At 69.3% G+C, this 22,163-nt stretch carries 14 protein-coding genes; 1 reads left to right on the forward strand and 13 read right to left on the reverse strand.

What is annotated here, in order from left to right; all coding sequences use genetic code 11:
* Positions 1-77: 77 nt before the first annotated feature.
* Positions 78-446 (forward strand): hypothetical protein, encoded by a 369-nt coding sequence (locus ACZ6WH_RS24635; protein WP_469730607.1) that lies wholly within the window; start codon positions 78-80, stop codon positions 444-446.
* Between the two features lie 84 nt (positions 447-530).
* Here the strand turns inward: ACZ6WH_RS24635 and ACZ6WH_RS24640 are convergent, their stop codons facing one another.
* The 13 genes from ACZ6WH_RS24640 to ACZ6WH_RS24700 form a co-directional block, all read right to left on the reverse strand.
* Positions 531-2,507 (reverse strand): DNA cytosine methyltransferase, encoded by a 1,977-nt coding sequence (locus ACZ6WH_RS24640; RefSeq protein WP_469730609.1) that lies wholly within the window; start codon positions 2,505-2,507, stop codon positions 531-533.
* A gap of 815 nt (positions 2,508-3,322) precedes the next feature.
* Positions 3,323-4,021: a nucleotidyltransferase domain-containing protein gene (locus ACZ6WH_RS24645; RefSeq protein WP_469730611.1), complete on the reverse strand. Its 699-nt coding sequence runs from the start codon at positions 4,019-4,021 to the stop codon at positions 3,323-3,325.
* A 924-nt stretch (positions 4,022-4,945) separates the two neighbouring features.
* Positions 4,946-5,671 (reverse strand): immunity 49 family protein, encoded by a 726-nt coding sequence (locus ACZ6WH_RS24650; protein WP_469730613.1) that lies wholly within the window; start codon positions 5,669-5,671, stop codon positions 4,946-4,948.
* A gap of 717 nt (positions 5,672-6,388) precedes the next feature.
* Entirely contained in the window at positions 6,389-6,772 is a 384-nt protein-coding gene (locus tag ACZ6WH_RS24655) for a hypothetical protein (protein ID WP_469730621.1), read from the reverse strand.
* 15 nt (positions 6,773-6,787) lie between these two features.
* Positions 6,788-9,178, reverse strand: a complete 2,391-nt coding sequence (locus tag ACZ6WH_RS24660) for a hypothetical protein (RefSeq protein WP_469730625.1) — start codon at positions 9,176-9,178, stop codon at positions 6,788-6,790.
* A 193-nt stretch (positions 9,179-9,371) separates the two neighbouring features.
* Positions 9,372-10,790 (reverse strand): DUF6177 family protein, encoded by a 1,419-nt coding sequence (locus ACZ6WH_RS24665; protein ID WP_469730627.1) that lies wholly within the window; start codon positions 10,788-10,790, stop codon positions 9,372-9,374.
* A gap of 99 nt (positions 10,791-10,889) precedes the next feature.
* Positions 10,890-14,864 (reverse strand): type VII secretion protein EccCa, encoded by a 3,975-nt coding sequence (gene eccCa / locus ACZ6WH_RS24670; protein WP_469730629.1) that lies wholly within the window; start codon positions 14,862-14,864, stop codon positions 10,890-10,892.
* Positions 14,865-14,901: 37 nt separating this feature from the next.
* Positions 14,902-16,269: a nucleotide-binding protein gene (locus ACZ6WH_RS24675; RefSeq protein WP_469730631.1), complete on the reverse strand. Its 1,368-nt coding sequence runs from the start codon at positions 16,267-16,269 to the stop codon at positions 14,902-14,904.
* Between the two features lie 82 nt (positions 16,270-16,351).
* Positions 16,352-17,707: a type VII secretion integral membrane protein EccD gene (gene eccD, locus ACZ6WH_RS24680; RefSeq protein WP_469730633.1), complete on the reverse strand. Its 1,356-nt coding sequence runs from the start codon at positions 17,705-17,707 to the stop codon at positions 16,352-16,354.
* Positions 17,708-17,920: 213 nt separating this feature from the next.
* Complete coding sequence (locus ACZ6WH_RS24685) at positions 17,921-18,238, reverse strand: hypothetical protein (RefSeq protein ID WP_432858411.1); 318 nt, start codon at positions 18,236-18,238, stop codon at positions 17,921-17,923.
* Positions 18,239-18,329: 91 nt separating this feature from the next.
* Complete coding sequence (locus ACZ6WH_RS24690) at positions 18,330-19,742, reverse strand: DUF6508 domain-containing protein (RefSeq protein WP_469730635.1); 1,413 nt, start codon at positions 19,740-19,742, stop codon at positions 18,330-18,332.
* An 18-nt stretch (positions 19,743-19,760) separates the two neighbouring features.
* The gene (locus tag ACZ6WH_RS24695; RefSeq protein ID WP_469730637.1) at positions 19,761-20,162 is read right to left on the reverse strand and encodes a hypothetical protein; all 402 of its coding nucleotides are present in this window, start codon (positions 20,160-20,162) and stop codon (positions 19,761-19,763) included.
* Positions 20,163-20,204: 42 nt separating this feature from the next.
* A partial coding sequence (locus tag ACZ6WH_RS24700; protein WP_469730639.1) for an ADP-ribosyltransferase occupies positions 20,205-22,163 on the reverse strand: 1,959 nt, incomplete at its 5' end.

A 22,163-nucleotide genomic window follows, 5' to 3' on the forward strand; every position in this document is an offset into this window, starting at 1 on the left:
GGTCCGGACAGCCGGGCCTGCTGCTAGAGGGTTCCCTCGCCCAACAGGTCGTTCGCGTCTTCTGACGCCTCAGCGCGATGTGCCTGTCCCGGTCGCTGAACACGAGCAGCTTGGTGCCCGGGCTGTTGCCTGCTTCGGTGAAGATCCCGAGCGGCAGTTCCACATGGCCTGCCTCGTCGACGTCGAGCGTCGGGCTCTGTTTTCGGCTGCACCGTAAGGTCGCTCCTCGCTGTACGGCGGGCTTCGTACTGCCCCGGTACTCCGCCACGGTCTTCGTCGACGGCTGCTTCTGGCACGGCTGCCCGTCTCATGGCACTCGGCGCTTCCGGGGGACCGAACGCCTCGCGCTGGGAGCTCAAGATCACGCCCAATATGGAGAGGGACGCCAGGAACTCCGAAGCGGCGAGGGACGCCGGATGGACCGTGGTGCGCATCTGGGAGTGTGAGGTCAGGGCTGACGCCGGGCGGGCCGCCCAGCGCGTCACCGACGCTGCACGCCACAGCGTCCCTGTTCCCCCGGGCGCACTCTGTCAGCCTGCCGTCAGCGCAGCATCAAAGGTGATTCCGGCTCCCTCGTCCTCCTGCGGACGGGTGGGACAGTAGTCGCTCAGCGGGCAGCTTCCACAAACTGGCTGCTTGTCCCGGCACAGGTTCTCGCCGATGAACCTGATGGCGGCCATGCGCACCGGTGCATCTCGGCCAGCGCCGAGAAGCTTGATGAGGTTGAGCCGCCCCTCGGTCAGTCGGTTGGTCAGGTGCGATTCGTTCTGCTGCACCCTCGCAGCAACCCGCAACGCGCTCTGGCTGACCAGCATTATGTCGCCGCCGGCCAATAGTCTGAACAACGCGAGCTCAGCCGGCTTCAGCCCCATCACCTCGCTGTGCTCAAGAACCGAATCCGCGTCCACCCAGACCTCGGGCCTGCCGACGACCGGACCAAGTCGGTCTTCCAGACGCTTGCGGACTGCTGCTGTCGGCGCCGCCTTGACGAGGGCGAGGTAGACGTCCTGTGTCAGTTCCTTGTGTCCAGCGACATCGTCCATCACGTTAGAGAGCAGCTTCGGGTGCAGCTTGCTTCCCGAGAGCACCGCCATGACGAGAGCTCCGAGCGGCTTCATCTTCCGCCCCCTGGGGAACTGATACCACTGCTTACCCGCGCGCTGCTCCTTAGCCCAGCGGGTCAGCTCCGCACGTACCTTCGGCCACTTGTCTGCGGCCTCGTCCCCGGCGGGAACATCCTGCGGCAGGAGAACCCGGGCTGCGGCTTCGCCCAGTAGCGGGGGCACCGCGTTGCCGATCTGCCGGAAGGCATCGCTCCGCGTACCTGCGAACCGAAAGTGGTCCGGGAAGGTCTGGATCCTCGCGGCTTCACGCACGGTCAGGGTTCGTGGCTCTTCGGGATGGATGTACCAGTAGCCGTCCTTGGCGATGTGCGCAGTGATAGTGCGGCTCAACTCGTTCCAGTCGAGCTTCTTGTACTTGTCGGTGAACTGCTCCGCGTCGTATCGCTGGAATTCCTTCTCGTTGTCTTCCAGCTTCTCCTCAAGCTCGGAGTAGAGGGTTTTGGAATCCATGACCGTAAAGATCCTGAAGTCGTCTTCACGAACCCGTCGCGTCATGTGGTCGTGAATTACACCCTTATCTGCCCTTTTGCGCATCTCCTTGGCGAAGGAAGAGGGCTTCGGCTCCTGCTGCTCGTCGTAGTCGCGAACTCGGGAACCTACCGGTTCCAAAGCCTCCGGATTGAGCGCAGGAAGGTCGCCGATGGCATCCCAAAGGGTGGTCTGTTTCTTCGGCTTACCCCATGCGAAACCGCCACCGTCTCTCCGCGCGAGCAGGATCAGACGCTTCCTGTGCTGCGGCACGCGATAGTTCCACGCATCGACGAGACGCACCTCGGTCACGTACCCAAGACTCTCCAGCTTTGCCTCGATGATGCGGATCACGCTGAAATCATCGCCGAGCCCCATGTCAGGGACGTTCTCCATGAGGACGGCGCGTGGAAGGAGCCGCTCCACCGCATCGACGTAGGCGCGCCAGAGTTCCTTACGGAGATCGTGCGGGTCACGGTTGTGGTACTCGACCAAGTGCCGGATCTTGCTGCGTCCGGCACGACTGAACGGCTGGCAGGGGGGACCTCCCGCCACGATGTCGATCTCGGCGCCGGAGTCAAGGATTCGCTGGATGAACTCGCCTCGCTGGCAGTCGTCCCCGAGGTCGACACAAAGGCTCATTCCCGGGAAGTTCGCTGCATGTGTCTCGCGAGCTCGCTCGTCGAAGTCCACGGCCGCAGCGGTTGTCCATCCAGCCCGCTGAAGGCCCAGACTCAGCCCGCCGGCGCCCGAGAAGAGGTCAACAGCCAGGCGTTTACCTTTTCCGTATCCGGATTGGACCCATTTCTTGAAATCATCCGGCTCACAGTGGTGCCTGTGCTTGTCCAGCTTGAGGCAGTCGCTCCGCTCCAGGGGCACGCCATACGTGTTTTTCTCCCCCTTCTCCTTCGCCACGACCCACTCCTCCGTACCTGCCGACCCGAACGAGCTCCAGGAGATCACGCCCGATGCTGGAGAGGCAAGGTTTCCGGCGGTCCGCGCCGCCATGGAGCCTCGACTGTCACGCGGGTGACCTGCCTGGCGAACACTGCCTTTCACTCACCGTGTCCGGGTGATGACTCGCAGCAGTGCCCTCCTCTAGAGACACCCCATGTTAAAGGACATCCCTTGAGGCACCCCTCGCGACCGCTCCGTTCCGAGGCGACACATCCACGAGCACCGCGAACCCTCGAGCCAGAAGAGACGTTCAACCACAGGGCTGCGCCTCCTTCATGGGCATCGCACGCACTGGTCGAAATGTTCTGAGCACCGTCTTCAACGCCCTCTTCGCCGCTAAGGTCGCAGTTGGTGCTCCATGGGTGGAGGGGCGGGGTTGCGAAGCGGCCAGAAGGGCGAGCGTGGACTCCGAAAACACACAGGCGTTTCTACGTCCCCATGCGCGCTGATGAGCGCACTTGGCGAGGGGCTGATCGGCAGCGAGCGATTGCGCTACCGATCTGGTCAAGAATGCCTACGGCGCCCATGTCAGCCTGGTCGTGATCAGTTCAACGAGCCGCTGGAGGAGGGTTACGGCTCCATCGAGGTACGGGACGAGGTCACGGTATGTCTCCCGGGGCCGCCCGGGGCACCTGGATGGAGATCGCCACACCGTTCCAGCACCGCGCTCAGCAGTGAGCAGTTCGGTCGGCGTGAGGTTGAAACAGGAAGAGTCCTGACCTGCGGTGTCCCGTAGTGTGACCGTTCTACTCGCTAGTTGCCGCCCCACCGTTTCATCGGAGCGCATACCCGTCCCACAGTGGGCCGCCGGCCTGATCCAGCACCTCTGCCACGACCGCGGCGAAGACGCTCATGTGCCCGGCGATCGCTTGCTCTGCGGCCTCAGTCAATGCGCTGTGCAGCCTGGGATCGGCCGCCGCCAGCCGCCGCGACAACCACTTGCCACCGCCGAGCCACTGTCCGCTGGCCAGCAGGGCCAGGTGCGAAGCCCGCTGCAGCATGTGCGAGACCAAGTACACCCGCTCGGCGGGGTCCGCGCAGCCACGTAGGTCGTCGAGCAGGTCGGTCAGGGCGTACCGATGCTCGTCCCGCTCACGGTCAGAGAGCGGCGGCGGGCCCGCAGCCCAACGCTGTCGCGCCTCAGCCTGGAGCGAAGCACCCAGCCCGTCCGTGTCCACCAGGAGCATGCCCTCGGAGCACATGGCGAGCAACGGCGAACTCCGCTTCGCGGTCTCCTGATCGGCGAAGCTGTGCCAGACAGCCTCGGTTTGCACGAACAACTCCACTGGCCAGCCGTGGTACAGCAAGTTCTCACGGTAGGGCGCGGGTGGCCCGTCCAATAGGACCACGATATCGAGATCCGACGTGGGCGTCCGGCGGTCGGTCAGCACGCTGCCGGCAAGGAAGGCCGCTTGAGCGGCGGGGAACCGATCCCGCACCAGTGCGCGGGCGGTGAGCACGGGATGATCCATGTTTGCAGCGTATGTGTCGACAGCAGTCTGATGGGAGGGTGAGCGCGCCTCCGGGGGTGCACACGACGGAAACACGAGAGGACTCTTCCGCCACGTGGTGGGACACCCTCCACGGTCAAAACTTGTGAACGTTCAGCGGCCCAGTGATCGCGTTTGCTGTCCAGAATCATGAACAACGCTGTTAATGGCAGTAGACGAAGCCGCCCACCGCCAGCCACAGGGATCTACCCGCCCATGTCATGGATACGCTCGGGCAGGCAGGGTGGAAAAGTCGCCATTCTGCTTGTGGGCACTTGGCGGGGCCGGCACGACGGCCGTCATGTAACGGTGGGCGCCGCTCGGGCTCTTAGGAGCCGTGCCTCGGCATGCCGAGGCACGGTGAGAGGCGGCAGGCGGAGATCACTGAGGACGGCCGCTCCTGCTGAAGCATGGCCACCACCAGGGCCGCCCTCCAGCGGGCTCCGCGAATGCAGCGGACGGCGGGGCGCCCGGGCCCAAGCCGAGGTTTCCCGTCCTCCTCGTCAGCGGGCGCCCCTACAGGAGAGGAAGCCGGCATCGGCGCGTGTTGTGAGGCCGCCGAGGCAGTCACTGACTGAAGCCGGTGCCGCCTTGGTCGCGGACGTACAGAAGGCAGATCGATTCCTCCGGATTCCGGATCCGAGTGACGCAGAGCGCGCCTGCTACCGCAGGGCATTCGACGCCGCACGCCAGTACGCCCCAGAGGCAGTCAGCGCGCCCTGGATGCCCGCGGACGGGTGCCTCGCCCAGTCCGCAGACAGTCCGCAGGACTCCCGTAAGCGCCTGCCGGCGACCAACGCAACCAATCGGCGAATTCCCAGGTCAGCTCCCTAGGAGAAGTCCCGCCGCAGGTCGAAATCGCCCGCCCGACGTTCCGCTTCAACGTCTGATCCACTGCCTGGTTCACTACGCAGCAGAAAGCCCCGGCCGCTCCCAGCAGCCGGGGCTCTTCGCTGAACGCAACGCCCTCAGGTCGGAAACTCCCCGAGCCAGGAACGCTGCACCAGATGCTTGGGCAGGTACTCGGACTCGACCTCGATGGGGATGCCTCCGTCGTACGCGAAGCAGCGCGATCGCAAGGGGCCCCAGGGCAATACGGCCGTCGGGATCCTTGGCCCGGTCCTCGTCGGCCGTCCAGTAGGCCTTGTGCAGCTCCAGCGCCTCCACCAGGGCGGGGCTGAAGCCGGCCTCGTCCTTGCGGACGAAGCGGTGGAACAGGTCGATGGGTGGGTACAACACGCCCTGCAGCAGGTCGCGGGGGGCGACCGAGACCGCTTCGGGGTACGAATTCTCGATCGCGGCGACCAGCTTCTCCACCAACCCCGGACGCCGCAGCCAGTAGGTCTGCAGGGTGTCGACCCAGTGGTAGACGTACTCGTCGTACTCGCCCTCGGGGGCCCGCAGGCGGTCCAGAGGAATCTCGCAGAGCCGCGTCATCCGCTGCTGGTCGCGGCAGACAATCGTCAGCCAGAAGGCCGTGAGCCAGTTGCCGGCGTCGGCGTACGCGCGCGGGCCGATGGCGGGCAGAGTCCGTACCTCGCGGTCGATGCGGCACTCCACCGTGCCCTCGGCGGTGCCCGTCACGTCGAACAGCGCCGACCCCAGTTGCATGCGGTGACCACGGCTTCCCACGTCTCCAGCGCCGCTGCCTGGGGGTCAAGCGTGCACCGTGCGTCCACATGCAGGAGGGCGGTGCGAAACGTCGATTCGATCATGGTCGGCGACGTCTCGAGCCGGGCAATGGACTTGCCCTAGCTCTGCCCGAGAGCGTCAGCCCAGCGCGCGGTATTGGGACCTGCGGCACAATGCCGAGGAACGATGCGCAATGGCGAAACCTCCTAAGCGTGCCCTTCTCAAGCTTTGTGTGCCGCCCCATTACTATGACCGCGCAGGGCGTCACGAATTAGAGCGCTGCTTGGATCGCATCGGCTGCCCAGTGAGCCTCGTCATTCCCGAGCGTCTTCGGTGAGAAGTTCAGGGACCGGACATGCTCAAGGAACCCGTCAGGAACGGACACGCCGTACTCCCGGGCTAAATTTCCCAGTACGTTGGCCATGTCCACCTCCCGTCGGCGGAGAATCCGAATGGGGCGGACAACGCCTTTGCTGTATCCAGACGGTCTGCGACGTTTCCCGCGGGCATCAGCTAGGAGAATTCGTCCAGGTGGCATGCCAATGGCTTACGAAGCGAGTGGACCCGGAGGTCGACCCTCTCCCGTATCGATACCTGTTCGAATCGGCTGGCGTCGGCGGATTCGATTTCGAAGAAAGTCGGGAGAATGTGCTTCTGGATATCTACCGCCCAATGGGAGGTGTCACCGGCTGGGAATGACGGGGCGTGACCTGTTTTTTACAGGCGAACCTGGACGTATTTCGTGACCTCTAGGAGTCGGGCCTTGTTCTGTTCGGGAACCTGGTAGTCATTGCTTCTGATGTGCTCGATAAACCCGTATGGGAGCTCCAGGTGATGCGTCCGGATGTAGAACGAGAGGTCCCCGCGCCAGAGCCACTCTCCGTCGGTGAAGAGGGAGTCGCCGCTCAGTACGGATTTTCCGGAGCCAAGCACATCTTCGGAGGATCCCATGACGCTGAGGATCTCGTAACCCTGCGCCAGGTATTCTGTGATGCGTGCGGCGTCCTCGTAGGGGAGCGGTGCGAGGTGATCACGCACGCTGCCCGCGGGAACCCCGTAGGACGAGGGCCACAGCTCCTGGTAGAAGCCCGCGATCTTCATGATTCTTGTCCTCCGTCAGTGCAGCATGGGCAGGAAGGTTCGCCAGTATCCCCCACCGAAGATGACCGGCGTCTGGCCGGGGCCGAGCTCACGCATGACTCCGACCTTATTGGTGGGCGCCTTCACTGGAACACCCAGTTCGTTAGCGATGGACTGGGCTGCCGGCACGTCCAGCGCGCCTTCTGCGACCGTTCCGGTGTGGCACGACACCAGCCGGACGGGTCCGCCCTTGTAGCTCGGGTTGGCGCGAATCGCCTCGGCAATGTGTGTGGGATGGGTGTTGCCGGCCGAGAACCCAACCCCGGACTCGTTGACGCGACCGGGGACGAAGAATCCCTGGTTATTGCCGTGAACAACTACGTCATGGTGTCGGTCGAGTGGTTGCACGAGATCGAAATTCGTGTGAGTGGCACGGTCGTAACCGATGGCTGTACGGCCGTCCTTGAAGTAGGCCGGGTCACCTGTGTCCAGTATTACGTCGCCTGGCTCCTTGGGGGGTGCCGGAATTGTGGATTCAGGAGCAGACCGGGCTTCGTAATCACGCCGGGTTCCCATGTCGGATGTGCCGTCGCCGGGGGCATCATCCGAAGTGATGGACATGTCGTCCTGTCCATGGTGGCTGTGCTCCCCGCTGCCATCAGACTCGTGCCCCTTCCCGGAAACTTCCTCAGAAGCGGCCTGGTCACTGTCTGTGCCGTGTGCGTGCGGTTCGCCAGACGCAGGATCCGTCGAGTGGGGTGAGTCGGGAGCGTTGAGCCCTCCTTCGCCATGGTGGGCTGCCCCACTACTCGGGCTCCCGACGTGGGCCGGGCTGTCGGCGCCGTGTGTACCGCCATCGAAGGCACTGTCGCCGGTGCGCTCGAAGCCGACTCTGTCACCAGCATGTCGCACGGTGTCGACGGCGCGGTTACCTGCCCCCACCAGCTCGGGTTCCTTGATGCCGTGGCCGACGTGACTTCCATCGACTGACTTGAGGTCTGGGTGGCCCACTTCTCTGGGGACATCGGCGGCCTGGTGAAGGGTGTTGCCGTGTTGGTCCAGGTAGTTGCCCTGGTTGTCGAAGTATTGGGCCGGTTCGCCCGGGTTGGTGGGCAGTTTGGTGGCGTTCTCGGGGAGCGCGGGGACGTCGTCGGGCAGTTTGACGTTGCCGTCGGGCAGCCTGGTCGCGCCTTCCGGTACGGCCGCGCCCTCGGGGAGGCGCACGGTGCCGTCGGGGAGCTTGAGCGAGCCCTCGGGCAGCTTGATGGCGTCCGCGGGGAGGGCCGGTACATCGATCTTGCCGATGCCCTTGATGCTCTTGGCGATGTCGCCGATCTTGGAGAGGCCCGCGCCCGCGGCCTTTCCCACGTAGGTCATCGGGTCGATGAGCTTGCCGGCCTTGCCCGCCACCGACAGGGCCTTGGCGACGGCGCCGGCCTTGCCCGCGCCGGCTGCCGCGCCGCCGGCGCCGCCGGTGAGGACGGTGGTGACGACGTTGAAGGTGACCGCGCCGGCGGCGCGGCCGGGGTTCTTGCCCCATTCGTCCCAGGCGACCAGGGCCTTGCCGGTTTCCTTCATGGCGGTGCGGGAGTCGCGCAGCCAGGAGGGGAGTTTGTCGTCGGGGAGGGTCAGGAACGCGGCTGCCGCGGGGCCGCCGATGGTCACGATGGCCAGGCCGGTGGCGAGCTGGGCGAGGCCCTTCCAGGCCTGGCCCATGGCGTCCCAGCCGCCGAAGCCCACCAGGGTGCCGAGGCCCTTGATGGTGCCCCAGATGCCGTCGACGATCAGGCCGTCCCAGACGAAGGACTTGACCCAGTGGCCGACCTCGTACCAGTGGTGCTTCTCCTCCACCGGGTCGCCCCAGGGGAGTTTGGCGTTCTTCATGTCCTCGGCGTTGAAGCCGTACTGGTGGTCTTTCTTGGAGCCGTCGCCGGCCACCATTTTGGGGCCGTTCCAGAGGGCGACGATCTTGTTGTAGCAGGTGCGTTCGGCTGCCCAGAACGCGGCGACGGTGGCGGTGATGTCGTCGCGGATCTGGTTGTGCTCGGCGATCAGGTCCTCGTCGTAGTCGCCGTCCTCGTCGTCCTTGTGGTCGCGGATGAAGGCCCTGGCCTTCCGCTGCAGCGACTCCAGTTTCGGGACGAGGGGGCGGATTTCGTCGGCGTAGGAGGAGAGGGCGGAGGAGACCGTTTCCAGGTCGTCGGCGAATTCGTCGGCGCGGGTCTGGACCGGTTTGGTGGTGGCGAAGAGCTGCTCCGCCTCCGGCGCCTTGTAGAACGCGGAGAGGCCCTGGAAGTGGGAGTGGACGTCGGAGCCGGTCTTGCGGATGTGGCCGGCGTCCTTCTTGAGGGCGGCGTGGTCCTTCTCCAGCTGCGGCAGATCGCCGGTGTACAGCGGAATCTGGTCCGGCTTGAGTTCGATCTTCATCGCTACCGCCCCCCGACTGCGGCATACCGTTATGCCGATACGTTTCGCCTCGCTGTCCGCCCCCGGAACCGGCCCCCACCGGCCGCCCCGGCGCGGCAGTCACCCCGCGTTACGGACATGACTTTTTGTATCACGAGGTACTGACAGTCGCGTCCGCCCCGTCGGTTCCCTCGGCTCCCTCAAGGCGCCGGGTTCACGCACCCTTCAGATGCCGCATCAGCCGTTCGAAGTCCTGCCAGCCCGAGAGGTCGGAGGGGTCGCCGGGGAGGGGGTAGTACATCGCCGGGCGGGACTTGGGGCCCAGGGGGCGTGGGGGCTCTGCGAGGGGGGTGTTGCGGGTGCGGTCCGCCGGCATTTCACGGACCTCTTCGGCGCCGAGGACGAAGGCCAGGGGGACGCCGGGGCCTTCGAAGCGCGGCGGGACGGCCAGGTCGCGGCGGGCCTTGCGGAGCTGGACCAGCATCGACTGGAGGTGGTGGCGGGTGGCCAGTGCCTCGGCGGCGCGGGGGAGGGCGTCCGCCGGGGGCTCCTCGCCGGGGCCGTAGCCGAACGCGAGGGTGACGTCCTCCTCGACGCCGCCCTTGGTGCGGGTGATGCGGACCGTCGCGAGGCCGGGACGGTCCGGGGAGCCGACGACCACGAGCCAGGTGGGCTCCGGGGAGCGGTCGTGGGCGAGGTCCGTGATCTGGCGCAGGGACCAGGGCAGGTTGGCGGGTTCGGCGGTGCCCCAGCCGGCCGGGGGATCGCCGGTCAGCTCGCGCCAGACCGACTCCAGCGCGCCGCCGAGCACCAGGCGGTCGTCGGCGGGGTGGACCGTACGGAAGGAGACGGCCAGCTGGCGTTCGCCGGTGTCGGTGACTTCCTGGAAGGAGACGGCGAGGGGGGTACGGGCGTCAGCGGGTGTGGCGCCCGGCCCCTCGACGGGAGCGAACAGGCCGTTCTGGAAGCGGAGTACGGCACCGGACAGGCCGTCGTAGTAGCCGTCCCGCTCGTCCTGCACGACCCAGCGCGACGGCCAGCCGGGCAGGCTGTTGCGTACGGCGGGGGAGAGGGTGGTGCCGGCGGGCGTGACGATCTGGAGGCCCAGTTCGGCGTTGGCGACGGCGCGGAACGCGTCCGAGAGCCAGGCCGTCATGGCGACCACCGGGCGGTCCTGGATGACGACGGCGACCTTGTCGGTGAGCACGTCGACGGCGGGCTGCGCGGCCGCGGGCGTGGGCGCGACGCTCACCCCGTCGGTCTCCACCACGGCGAGCGAACGCGCGGCCTCCGGAGGCCAGGCGGAGCCGCCGGCCAGGGAGGCGAGCCGCGCGGAGAAGGTGCCCGCGAGCCGCTCGGCCTCTCCGACGCCGGTCGTGGCGCGGGCCTCCGTCCACCAGAAGGGGAGGGGCGGCGGCGTGGCCCCGAGCAGCCGCTCGGCCTCGCCCGCGACCTGTACGAGCAGGGGCGCCTCGACCGACATCAGCGGGCGGCCCTCCGGGTCGCAGAGCTGCACGACCGCGTCCTCACCCGTCGTCCCGACGAGCTTGTCGGGACCGCCGGAGAGCAGGCCCGCGAGCACGGTCACCGGGTCGGGCATCTTCGGGGTGAGGGTGATGACGTCCTTGGTCATGTGTGCGTCCGGTTCCTGGTCCTGGTCAATGGTCGTGGTCGGAAGGCTGCGCCGGTCGGAGGCCGCCCCGTACGGCAATGCCGCTCCATGGCCGCCTCCTCACCCCTCCGTACACACCGTCTGGATCAGCCGGTTCGGGCGGCCCCGCTGCATGAAGATGCCGCGGCCCGGTGGCTGGAGGGAGGCGTACGTGCCGGGGAACAGCTGGCCCTCGCTGCGGTCGCCCGACATCAGGAGCGCCGAGGCGCCCGACTCGCGCAGGCTCAGCATCAGCGGCTCGTACATGCCGCGGGAGGAGCCCGCGACGCGGCGGGTGAGGACGAAGTGGAGCCCGATGTCGGCCGCTGAGGGGATGTAGGGGAGGAAGGGTTCGAGGGGGGCCTGGCCGGCGGTCGTCAGGACGTCGTAGTCGTCGACGAGGACGACGATCCGCGGGCCGCCGCCCCAGCTGCCCGGCTCCAGGTCCTCCACGTCCGTGCCGTCGCCCGGCAGCCGCTTCTCCAGCTGTCCGGCGACGCCGTGGGCGAGGCCCGCGCACATCTTGGGGTTGTACGCGTAGCCGCCGCGGAACTCCTCGGGGATCGCGCCGCGCAGCCCGCGCCGCGGGTCCATGACGGCGAAGACCAGGTCGTCCTCGCCGTACCGCTCGATGAGGCCGTTGGCGACGGTCTTGAGGAGGTTGGTCTTGCCGCACTCGCTGTCGCCGAGGATCAGCAGGTGCTGGTCGTGCTGGAAGAGGTCGACCATGACGGGCGCCAGCGCCGTCTGGTCCAGGCCGATCGGGACCCGCTGCGGCTCGGCGGCCGGGCCGGGCAGCAGGTGCGGCTCCAGGACGCGCGGCAGGACCCGTACGGGCTGGGCCACTTCGCCGCTCCAGGTGGCGCGCACGGTACGGGCCGTACGCTCCAGGACCGCGCCCAGCTCCGAGGTGTCGGAGAGGCCGTCCGTACGGGGGAGGGCGATCTGCGCGAAGAGCTTGCCGTCGGTCAGGACGCGGCCGGGCTCGTCGGGCGAGAGGGTCTGGGCGAGCTTGCGGTCGATGCTGGACTCGCTGGGGTCGTTCAGCCGCAGCTCGACGCGGGTGCCGAAGTACGACTGGGTGGCGATCCGTACGTCGTTCCAGCGGAGCATGCCCGCGACGACGTGGATGCCGTAACCGCTGCCCCGCTTGAGGATGTCGGCGACCGCCTCGTCCAGCTCCTCGAAGTCGTCGCGCAGCGCGCCGAAGCCGTCGATGACCAGCACGATCTCGGCGGACGCGAGCTGCGGCAGCCGGCCGGCGGCGTGCAGCATGCGGAGCTGCTCGACGGAGTCGATGCCGTGCTCGCGGAAGAGCTCCTCGCGCAGCCCGAGCATGTTGCGCACCTCTTCGACGGTGCGCCCCGCGCGCTCGCGGTCGGCGCGGCCCGCGACGCCGCCCACGTGCGGCAGCTCCGACAGCGCCTGGAGGCCGCCGCCCACCAGGTCCAGGCCGTAGATGCCGACTTCCTGGGGCGTGTGGGTCAGCGCGGTGGAGAGGGCCAGGGTGCGCAGCAGCGTGGTCTTGCCGGAGGCCGGGCCGCCGATGATCGCGGCGTGGCCGCCCGCGACGGTGAGGTCCAGGACGTACTGGCCCTGCCACTGCTTGGTCGGGTCGTCCAGCAGGCCGAGCGGGATCTGCAGCGGCCCGCGGCGCGCCGCCAGTTGCATGCCGCGCGCGCCGACCTCGACCGGGCCCGCGGCCTTGTCCAGGGGCATCGCGGCGGGCAGCGGCGGCAGCCAGATGCGGCGCACCTGCGCGGCGGCGCCCTCCAGCTGGCCGACCATCACGCCCATCTCGGTCGGGCCGGTCTCCCGGCGCCGTACCGTCGGCTCCTGCTCGCCGGTGTTCTCCGGCTCGGCGAGGGTGTTGAACGCCTCGTACTCCAGGGCCAGCGGCCCGGTGTCCTCCTCCTCGTGGCGCTGCACGGGCCCGCGGTAGCCACCGGACACATAGCTCGCCTTGAAGCGTTCGTAGTGCGTGGTGTCGACCTTGAGGTAGCCGAAGCCGGGCAGCGGCGGCAGGTGGAAGGCGTCCGTGGTGTCCAGGACCGTACGGGATTCGTCGGCGGAGAAGGTGCGCAGGCCGAGCCGGTACGAGAGGTAGGTGTCCAGGCCCTTGAGCTTGCCGCCCTCGATGCGCTGGCTGGAGAGCAGCAGGTGCACGCCGATGGACCGGCCGATCCGGCCGATGGACAGGAACAGGTCGATGAAGTCCGGCTTGGCGGTGAGCAGTTCGCCGAACTCGTCGATGACGACGAAGAGGTGCGGCAGCGGCTCCAGGTCGGGCCGCTTCTCGGCCCGCAGCTGGGCGTAGTGGCCGATGTCGGCGACGTTGCCCGCGTCCTTCAGGACCTGCTGGCGGCGCTTGACCTCTCCGGCCAGCGAGGCGTGCACGCGCTCCACCAGACCGGCCTGGTTCTCCAGGTTGGTGATGACGCCGGCGACGTGCGGCAGGTCGGCGAACGGCGCGAAGGTCGCACCACCCTTGTAGTCGACCAGGACCAGCGCCAGATCCTCGGGCGGGTGGGTGGCGACCAGCGCCAGTACGAGGGTGCGCAGCAGCTCCGACTTGCCGGAACCGGTCGCGCCGACGCACAGGCCGTGCGGGCCCATGCCCAGCTCGGAGGACTCCTTGAGGTCCAGCAGCACCGGCTCGCGGGAGTCGCTGATGCCGATCGGTACGCGGAGGAAGGCGCGTTCGCCGCGCGGCGCCCACAGCCGCGACAGGTCCAGCTGCGCCACGTCGTCGATGCCGAGCAGCTCGGCGAAGTCGACGGGCCCGGACAGCGGGGCGTCGACGAGCGATTCGGCGGACAGCCGCATCGGTGCCAGCATCCGGGCCAGGCCCTCGGCGAACGGGACGCTGACCTCGTCCACCGTGCCGTGCGCGCTGATCGGCTCCTGCTCGCGCAGGTCCTCGATGAAGACCTCGTCGCCGTCGACGGTGATCCGTACGCTGATCTGTCCCGGCTCCTGGATGCGCTGCTCCAGGAGGTGCAGGACGGTGATGCCCATGTCGCGCAGGCCCACCGCGTCGTCCGGGCGCGGCAGGTCCACGGCGTCCTCGCCGTGCCCGTCGGTGACGACGAGCAGGCGGGAGTTCATGGCCAGCGCGTCCCGGTTGGACAGGCCGCGGCGCACCTCGGCCGCGTACGAGGCGCGGCGGCGCAGCTCGGCGCCGATCTGGCGGGCGAGCTGGGGCGCTGAGGGGGCGATCCGGCGGGCCGCCACCGGGCCGTCGAACTGCTCGGTGTCGAGCAGGTGCGGCATCCACTTGGCCCACTCCCAGTCGGGGAGCCGGGCGCCCGGTACGGCCAGCGCCATCGCCACGTCGTCGGGCGCGTGGGTGGCGGCGGTCTGCACGAGCAGGGCGCGGGCGACGCGCAGGCAGTCCTCGCGCGGGCCGACGACGCTGATGTTGCCGACCCGGTCGAGCGGGACGGTGAGCGGGAGTTCGGTACCGGTGCGGAAGCGGTCCATCAGCGCCGACGCCTCGTTGAGCATGAACTGGTCGGGCGGGGTGAGGACCGAGGAGCCCTGCTGGGCCACCTGCAGATCGCGGACCGGCATCTCGCCGGTGCCGACGCGCACCCGCAGGAAGTCCCCGTCCATCCGGCGGCGCTCCCACAGCCGGGCCGGGTCGCGGACTATGTCGTACAGCGCGTCCGGCGGGGGGTTCAGCACGTCGGCCTGCTCGCGCCGCTCGCGCTCCTCGCCGGACAGCTCCTCGCGCAGGTCCTCCAGGTAGGAGAGGTACGCCTCGCGCTGGGTGCGGCGGGTGCGCTGGGCCTTGCCGCGCTGCGAGAAGGCGAGGCCGAGCGTGCCGATGAGGGTGACGACGACGATGATCGCGCCGAGCCCGGCGAACTGGCTGTTGCGGACGACCGTCATCATGATCACGGACGACAGCACACCGGCGACGGGCAGCAGCGACATCGCGATGTTGCCCGACTTCCCCTCGGGGAGGTTGGGCGGGGCCTCGATGGTGCGCGCCTCGGCCGCGGCCTGGGGCCGCGCGGTACGGGCCGGGCGGTGGATCAGTCGGGTACTCATCGGCGTCCGTCACTCACGGTCGGGCTCGGCATGGGGATCAGTGGCGCTGCTGGGAGAGCCGGAACGCGTCCGCCGCGAGGCGGGTGGCGGCTTCCCTGGTCGCGTGCGCGAGGAGTTCGGTGCGGATCGCGCCGCCGGCCGCGAGGTGGCGGTCGTACGGCATGATCTGGACGCTCGCTCCGGTGGACTTCAGCTTCTCGACGGCCTCGTCGAGGTCGAGCCCGGAGTGCGGCACGAGCTCGCTGAGCACCACGACCGTGCCGGCGATCACGTGCGGGGGCAGCCCCTGCATCCACTGGAGGATCGAGTACGTGCTGGTGATGCCCTCCAGGGTGGCGGGCGCGGTGAGCACCCGGGCCTGGGCGGCGGAGAGCGCGACGCGGGCGACCTCGGCGGGCAGCGTCTCGCAGTCCACGACGGTCACGCCGAAGTACCGGCGCAGCGAGACCATGACCCGCTCGTACGCCCTGGTCTCCAGCATCGCGCCGATCTGGCCCTGGCTGCCGGGCAGCAGCCAGGCGTTGTTGGGCAGCTGGACGAGGTAACCGGTCACGTCCAGCAGCGACATCTGCGGCTCGACGATGCCCGCCAGGTCGCCGGTGGTCCAGCGCAGGGTCTCCGCGCCGAGCCGCAGCGGCAGCGAGCCGAGCGAGGGGTCCGCCTCGACCATCAGGACGGGGTCCTGGCGGTAGTGCGCGTACGCGGTACCGAGCAGCGCGGCGACGGTCGACTTGCCGGAACCGCCCCGGATGGAGGTGACGGCGATCTGCCGGCCGGTGGTCACCGGCTGCTGGAGCACCTCGGCGGTGGCGGTGGTATCGGCCACCTCGCGCGCGGCCGAGGAGGAGACGGTACGGCGCAGGTTGCGGGTGGCGCGGGCGGCGAACGACTCGCCGTGCCGCGGCTTGCGCCCGGTGACGGCCAGGCTCTTGTCGACCACGGGCCGCGAATCGGGGGTGCGGCGCGGGCGGGCCTGCGCGTATCCGGCCTGGGCCGGCACCTGCTGCGGGTACTGCGCTTCCTGCGGGTACTGAGCCTGCTGGTACTGGGCGTCCTGGTACTGAGCGTTCTGGGGGTACTGCCCCGCGCCCTGCTGGTACTGCGGCTGCTGCTGGTACTGCTGCGCGTACTGCTCGTGCTGCTGGTGCGGTGGGTTTTGCGCGCTCGGGTAGCCGGCCTGCTGCGGCTGCGGCTGCGGCTGCGGCTGCGGTTGTGGCTGTGCCTGTTGCGAGGGCGCGGGGTGTCCGGGGGTGGCCTGGGGCGCGGCTTCGCGCCCCTGCCCGCCCTGCTGCTGTCCGGCAGGCCCCTGGGCGCCCTGGGCACCCTGCTGCGGCCCGCCCTGCGGCGTGGCACCGCCCCGCAGGTCACGCAGCACATCGCCCTGCCAGTTGTCTCCGTTCGGCATGTCAGCCCTTCTTTTCCGCCCTGCTGCCCCGCCCGGAGCGCCTGCGCGTCGTTCTCAGAACCTGTTGAGCGTCTGTTGAGCGTCAGAACTTGTCGAGCAGCTGTCCGTACACGCCGAACGCGCCGACGGCCAGCGGGAAGAGCCCCACCACACCGATCGACTCGACCAGGTCGGCCACCCGGCGCAGCCGGACCTGCACGTGCTCGGGGGGCCGTACCGCCAGCACGAGCAGCGGCAGCACAGCGGCCGCGCACAGCACGACGAGCGGACCGGCGCCCCCGGCGTGGTCCATCCACACCATCACCAGCCGTACGACGAGGACCGCCGCCGCGGCGAACAGCGCCACGACCTCGGCCACCAGCGGGAAGGCGCGCGCCCTGGAGAGCAGCACCAGGGCCACCAGCGCGGGCAGCGCCACGGTCCACACACTCGGCGTCTCCGCACGGGTGAGCAGCCAGCTGCCGGCCGCGGCGGACGCCGCCGTGACGATCGTCGCGAGGGCGAGGCCGCGGTGGGTGGCCGCGAGCGCGTTGGCCACCTGGTGGCGGCTGACGGAGGTGCCGCCGGAGCGGCGGTCGTCGAGCGCGGTGAGCCCGGACGCCATCAGCGCGAGGCGCGGCAGCAGCCCGAGGAGGATCACGGAGAAGACGGCCATCACGGCACCGAGCCGGGCCGGATCGTCCTGAATCGCGGCGACGGCCTCCCACACCACACCGATCCCGGCGGTGGCCGCCGCGCCGATGAGCCCGCCGCGGCCGAGCGGCGAGAAGTACCCGAGCAGGAGCAGCATCACGACGAGCGCGCCCGCGACGGCCGCGAGCCGGGTGGTCCCCGACCAGTCGTACGCGTCGGCCGCCGTCCACGCGGTGAGGACGCCCAGGCCGCCGGAGGCGAGCAGCAGCGCCGTGGCGAGCCCGCGGTTGCCCTGCCCGATCCTGGAGACCACGGCGCCGGCCGCGAGCAGCAGGAGCGTGACCGCGACGAGTACGCCCACGAGCGAGCCGAGCGCGAACTCCTGGCGGGCCAGCACCGCGGCGGTGAGGGCGAAGGCGACGGTCGCCACGCCCGCGCTGATCCGGCGGGTGGCGGGCCGCCAGCGCCAGGACTGGAGGTCCAGGTCGTCGGCGACCAGGTCGGTGACGTCGTGCACGACGGGGGCCGGGGGCGCGGAGTGCGCCCGGACGAGCCGGAGCACGGCGCCGTCCGCGACCTCCGCCGACGACAGCGTGCTGTCGTGCGGCAGCGCGGACCCGTCCGACGTGATCAGCTGCCGGGTCATCGGCCGCGACGCCGCCCGGTCGTCGAGCAGCTGCAGGATGTCCGGCAGCAGCTGTCCGATCGGGGTGTCGGAGGGCAGGACGATGTCGGCCCGGCGTCGCTCGCCGACCAGAGTCACCCGGCTGAGTTGCGCCCGGGATGTCGTTGCTGTGCTCACCACTTACGGGAACCTATCGTCGCGGCGTTGAGGAGGCGGGCCTGTGCGGCGTACTCATGTTACTAGTGCCGGGCCCTTTCCTCATTTGCGTGGAATTACTGATCCGAGCGCCGGATTCCCGCTTTGTGCGAGCGAGTTGCCGACCGTCGAAGATCCGGTGAATGCTGCGAACCCATATGCCCACGGGCCCGCGTAAGACTGCGAATCCGGGTAAGCCTACGAATCCGGAGAATTCTTCGCGTTCTTCCCGGAATCCTCCGGTTTCGCCGTCGGGGCCGGCTGCTGGTACTGCTGTTCCTGACGCTGCTGCTTCTCCTGCTCGGCCTTCTGCTTCGCCAGCGTGTGCTGGAGGAAGGACCAGCCGACGCAGCCCGCGCACAGCACGGCGGCGATGGCGATCCCGGCGAACACCTTGCCCAGCCGCTCGTCCGCCGTCCGCCGGGCCCGCTGGGCGCCGAACAGCAGCGCGTCCCGCATCCTGCGCCGGCGTACCGCCACCGACTCCAGAAGCTGGCTGTCGTAATCCCGTGCCATCCGTCTTGTCGTCCGTTGCCTCAGTCGTCCGTTGCGTGGGTCGTGGTCCCTGGAACATATGGCATGCGTGAGGAAGCAGTACAGCCCAGGGTCAGGACCCGCCGATCCCCTGGAAGATCAGAAAACAGATCCACAGCACGGGAATCAGCCCGACGTACGCGAGCGGCCGCTGATACACCGGCTTGCCCGGATCCTTCTGCTGACCGTGCTGCCCCGGCGCCGGCCGCTGCAGCTTGCTCACCTTGCCGCGTGCGACGAGATTCCAGATCACCGTGAACGGCGTGAAAATGAACAGCGAGAACGGGCTCCACCAGCCCTGCCACAGGGTGGCCGTCAGCATCGTGCGATAGACGGCCATGCCGCAGGTGCCGCACATCGGACCGTCGTACTTGAGGAATCGCATCAGAATGAGAAACCCCTGATGCGCCCGGAACGTGACCCGCGCCGTCGGCATTCCTCCACAGAACCTGCACGGCTCATGCCCGAGCTGTCCGCCGTGGGGGGCCTGCTGCGGATACCCGTACGGCTGCGGCGCCATCCCTTGAGGCGCGGGCGGCATCCCGTACTGCGGCTGACCCTGCTGCGGATATCCGTACAGCGGCTGCCCCGGCTGGGGCGGGACGGGCTGCTGGGCGTAGGGGTTGGCCGACGGGGGTGTGGGCTGGGGCGGTGGTGGCGCGGTGATGGTGTTCCCCGTGTCGTGCGGAAGTGGATGGGTGGCGTACTGCGGTGTCCTGCCGGCTGTTGCTGAGGTCTCGGGCGCGGCGGCCTCGTGCGCGACTGCCGCGTGTCCGGTGCCTGCGCCTTCCGCCTCGTACCAGGTACGGAGCGACGCGACGGCGGCGTCCAGCAGGCCGCTCTGCAGCGCCCTGTCGATCATTCCCTCGCTGATCCGCTCCCCGAGCACCAGCGCCATGGCCGCGCGGACGGCATCGGCCGGTGACAGCCGGCCGTCCGACGACAACCGGGGCAGCGGGTTGGCCGACCACCGGTACTCGGCCGTGACGACAACGCCCCGCAGCGCGCTGACAGCGTGCAGCAGTGCTTCGCCGTAAAGGGGATACGGGATCTGGATGGCGCCTCTGGCGTTCTTCTGCCCGCCACCCCACTCGACCTTCCGGTCCTCGTCCGTCAGCGCGTCGAAGGCGTCGGCGAGCGCACGCCAGGCCGCCGCGTCGACCCTGTGGAGCGCGGCGATCAGGCGCTGGTCGTCGGCCGGGGTGACGGTGCCGGCGAGCTCCTCCACCGCGGCCACATCGGGGGCCGCGGTGACGGGGCCGACGCCGGGCTCGCGACCGAGGCGGCCGAGGATGTCCACGGGAGCGAGGCCGCGTTCCCGCGCCTCACGCACGTGGGTGCCGTACCACTCCAGCCCTGCCTTGTAGGCGTCGGCACTGCTCGCCTTACGGTCCGCCCAGCCGACACCGTCGGAGCCGAACCAGACATACCCCATCACCTGCCCGTCGGGGGCGGCGACGCTGACGTACTGCACCGGACCGGACATGTTGCTCAAGGTGCCTCGTCACTCCGCCGTGGCGAGTGCCTCGACCGCGGCGGCATTCGGGGCGTCGGTCAGGGATTCCGGCACGGCCCGGCCCTTGTTGCCTTCCGGGCTTGCGAGCAGCTCTTCGATGGCCTGAGAGGGCAGGATGCCCCGTCCCTTGGCGTCCTCCAGCCTGGCGTGCCAGATGCCGCCCTCGGAGAACGCCCTGGGCCCGGCTGCCTGGCGCGGCTCCCACGCGGCGGCGTCGTCCTCGTCGTTGGCCCACACGTAACCGAGGACCGCGCCGCCCTGCTTGTCGACCACCGTGAAGTAGCGGACCGACTTGTCGGTGTGGTTCCGGTAGCGCGGCGGCCCCGGCGACACGAGGTTGAAGTGCACGTCCTCGTCGAAGCGCGGGTTGATCGGTCGTTCACTGCTCATGACGTCCACATTCCTCTGGATCGGGCTGTTCTGCGACGAAGGCTACGGGTGCGGCCTCGGCAGAACCTCCCCGTACACGTGCCACTTGCCGTCCGTCTCGTCCATGAAGACGCGTGTCACCTTGTACTCGGACCCCTTGGCGAGGAGCAGCTCACGTTCTCCGGGGAAGCTGGAGAGGTGGTCGATCCACAGGGCGGGGGTGTCCTTCGGCACTCGCAGGTGCATGTGGACGGGCTTCAGGTCGAACGGGGGCGGCGGCGTCTTGCCGAGCGCCGTCGAGGTGAACGCCTTGTCGTCGAACACACCGCCCTCCATGTCCAGCGGTGACTTCAACGGACGGCCGTCGATCTTGATGTGGTCGACTCCGGTGCCGCGCACGATCATGACGTCCTCGGGCACGGGGCGGGCGCCCATGACCTTGTCCATCTCCTCAATGGTGTGCTTGAGCGGGGCGTCCAGGTCGTTGCCGAAGCGCAGGTGGTTGTTGATCAGGGTGTACTCGTTGCCGCTGTAGGTCTTCAGCGCCTGCCGCGATTCGGGGGACAGGCCGTCCAGGAAATCGTTCCAGTACGCGTTGCCGTACTTCAGCCCCGCGGCGTTGTCGACGCTGGGCGCGGGGTTCGTGCCGCGCGCCAGTTCGGCCATGGCCACCGAGTGCTTGTCGGCGTCGCTGAGACGTTCGAACTCTGTCCGCGACATGTGCGGCTTGTACTCGAACGGCTCGGCGGTGCCGCTGCCCGGTGCGTCCGTGCCGCCGTGGCCCGGGGCGGTCGGGGTGTCGGTGCCGTGGTGCGCGCCGCCGTCGCCGAAGTCCGGGTGGTCGCCGGCGTGCGCGGCGTCGTCGCCCGTGTGGGCCGCGTCGTCGGCGTGGCCGCCACCGTGCGGGCCGTCGTGACCGTGCGCGCCGGGACCGTCGTGGCCCGGGCCGTGGTGCGGGGCGTCCGGGGTGCCGTGGCCGCCGGAGCCGGGCACGTCGTGACCGCCCGGGTGCGGGGTGGCCGGGACGTCGTGCGTGACGGAGTTCGTCGGGGTCTGGTGGTACCAGGCGTTGGGGTTGCCGGGGTGCCCGGCAGCGCCGGGGACGTGCTGGCCGCCCGTGCCCGGGAAGTGCTGGCCGCCCGTGGGCACGTGGTTCGGGGCGCCGCCGGCCGGCACGTGGCCGGTCGGGTCGACGTGACCGGTCGGTACGTGGTTGCCCGGGTTGCCCGGGACCTGGTCGAACGAGCCGCCCGTGGGGCCGAAGGAACCGCCGTGCGGGCTGTACCCGCCGCCGTGCGGACCGAAGTCGGCACCGGAAGGAGGCCCGTAGGAACCGTCGTGCGGGCCGAAGTCTCCGGCGTGCGGAGGTCCGTACGAGCCGCCGTGCGGGCCGAAGTCCCCGCCGGACGGGGGGCCGTAGGAACCGCTGGGCGGCGGGCCGTACGAGCCTGCAGGCGTGTGGCCGGCCGCGTTGACCGGGGTGTTGTTGTGGCCGCCCATCGGGACCGTGTCGTTGGCGTGCGTGACGCCGGGGAAGCCGTTCCCCGTGTGCGCGGCCGCTGCCGCAGGCTGGTCGATCGTCCAGGACTGGGGCAGGCCGGTGCCGGGGACCGTCTGGTGCGGGACCGAGGGTGACGTGGGGATGCCGTTCGCGCCGGGCAGGTGGCCGGCGGTCTGGGGGAGCTGTCCGTCGGGCAGGTGCAGTGAGCCGTCGGGCATGGTCGGCAGGTCCACCTTGCCGTTGCCCTTGATGCTCTTGGCGATGTCGCCGATCTTGGACAGGCCCGCGCCCGCGCCCTTGGCGACATAGGTCATCGGGTCGATGACCTTGCCCGCCTTGCCCGCCACCGACAGGGCCTTGGCCACCGCGCCGGCCTTGCCCGCGCCGGCCGCCGCGCCGCCCGCACCGCCGGTGAAGACGGTGGTGACCACGTTGAAGGTGACCGCGCCGGCGGCCCGGCCGGGATTCTTGCCCCACTCGTCCCAGGCCACCAGGGCCTTGCCGGTCTCCTTCATCGCGGT

It is taken from the genome of Streptomyces sp. NPDC050806, assembly GCF_055586425.1.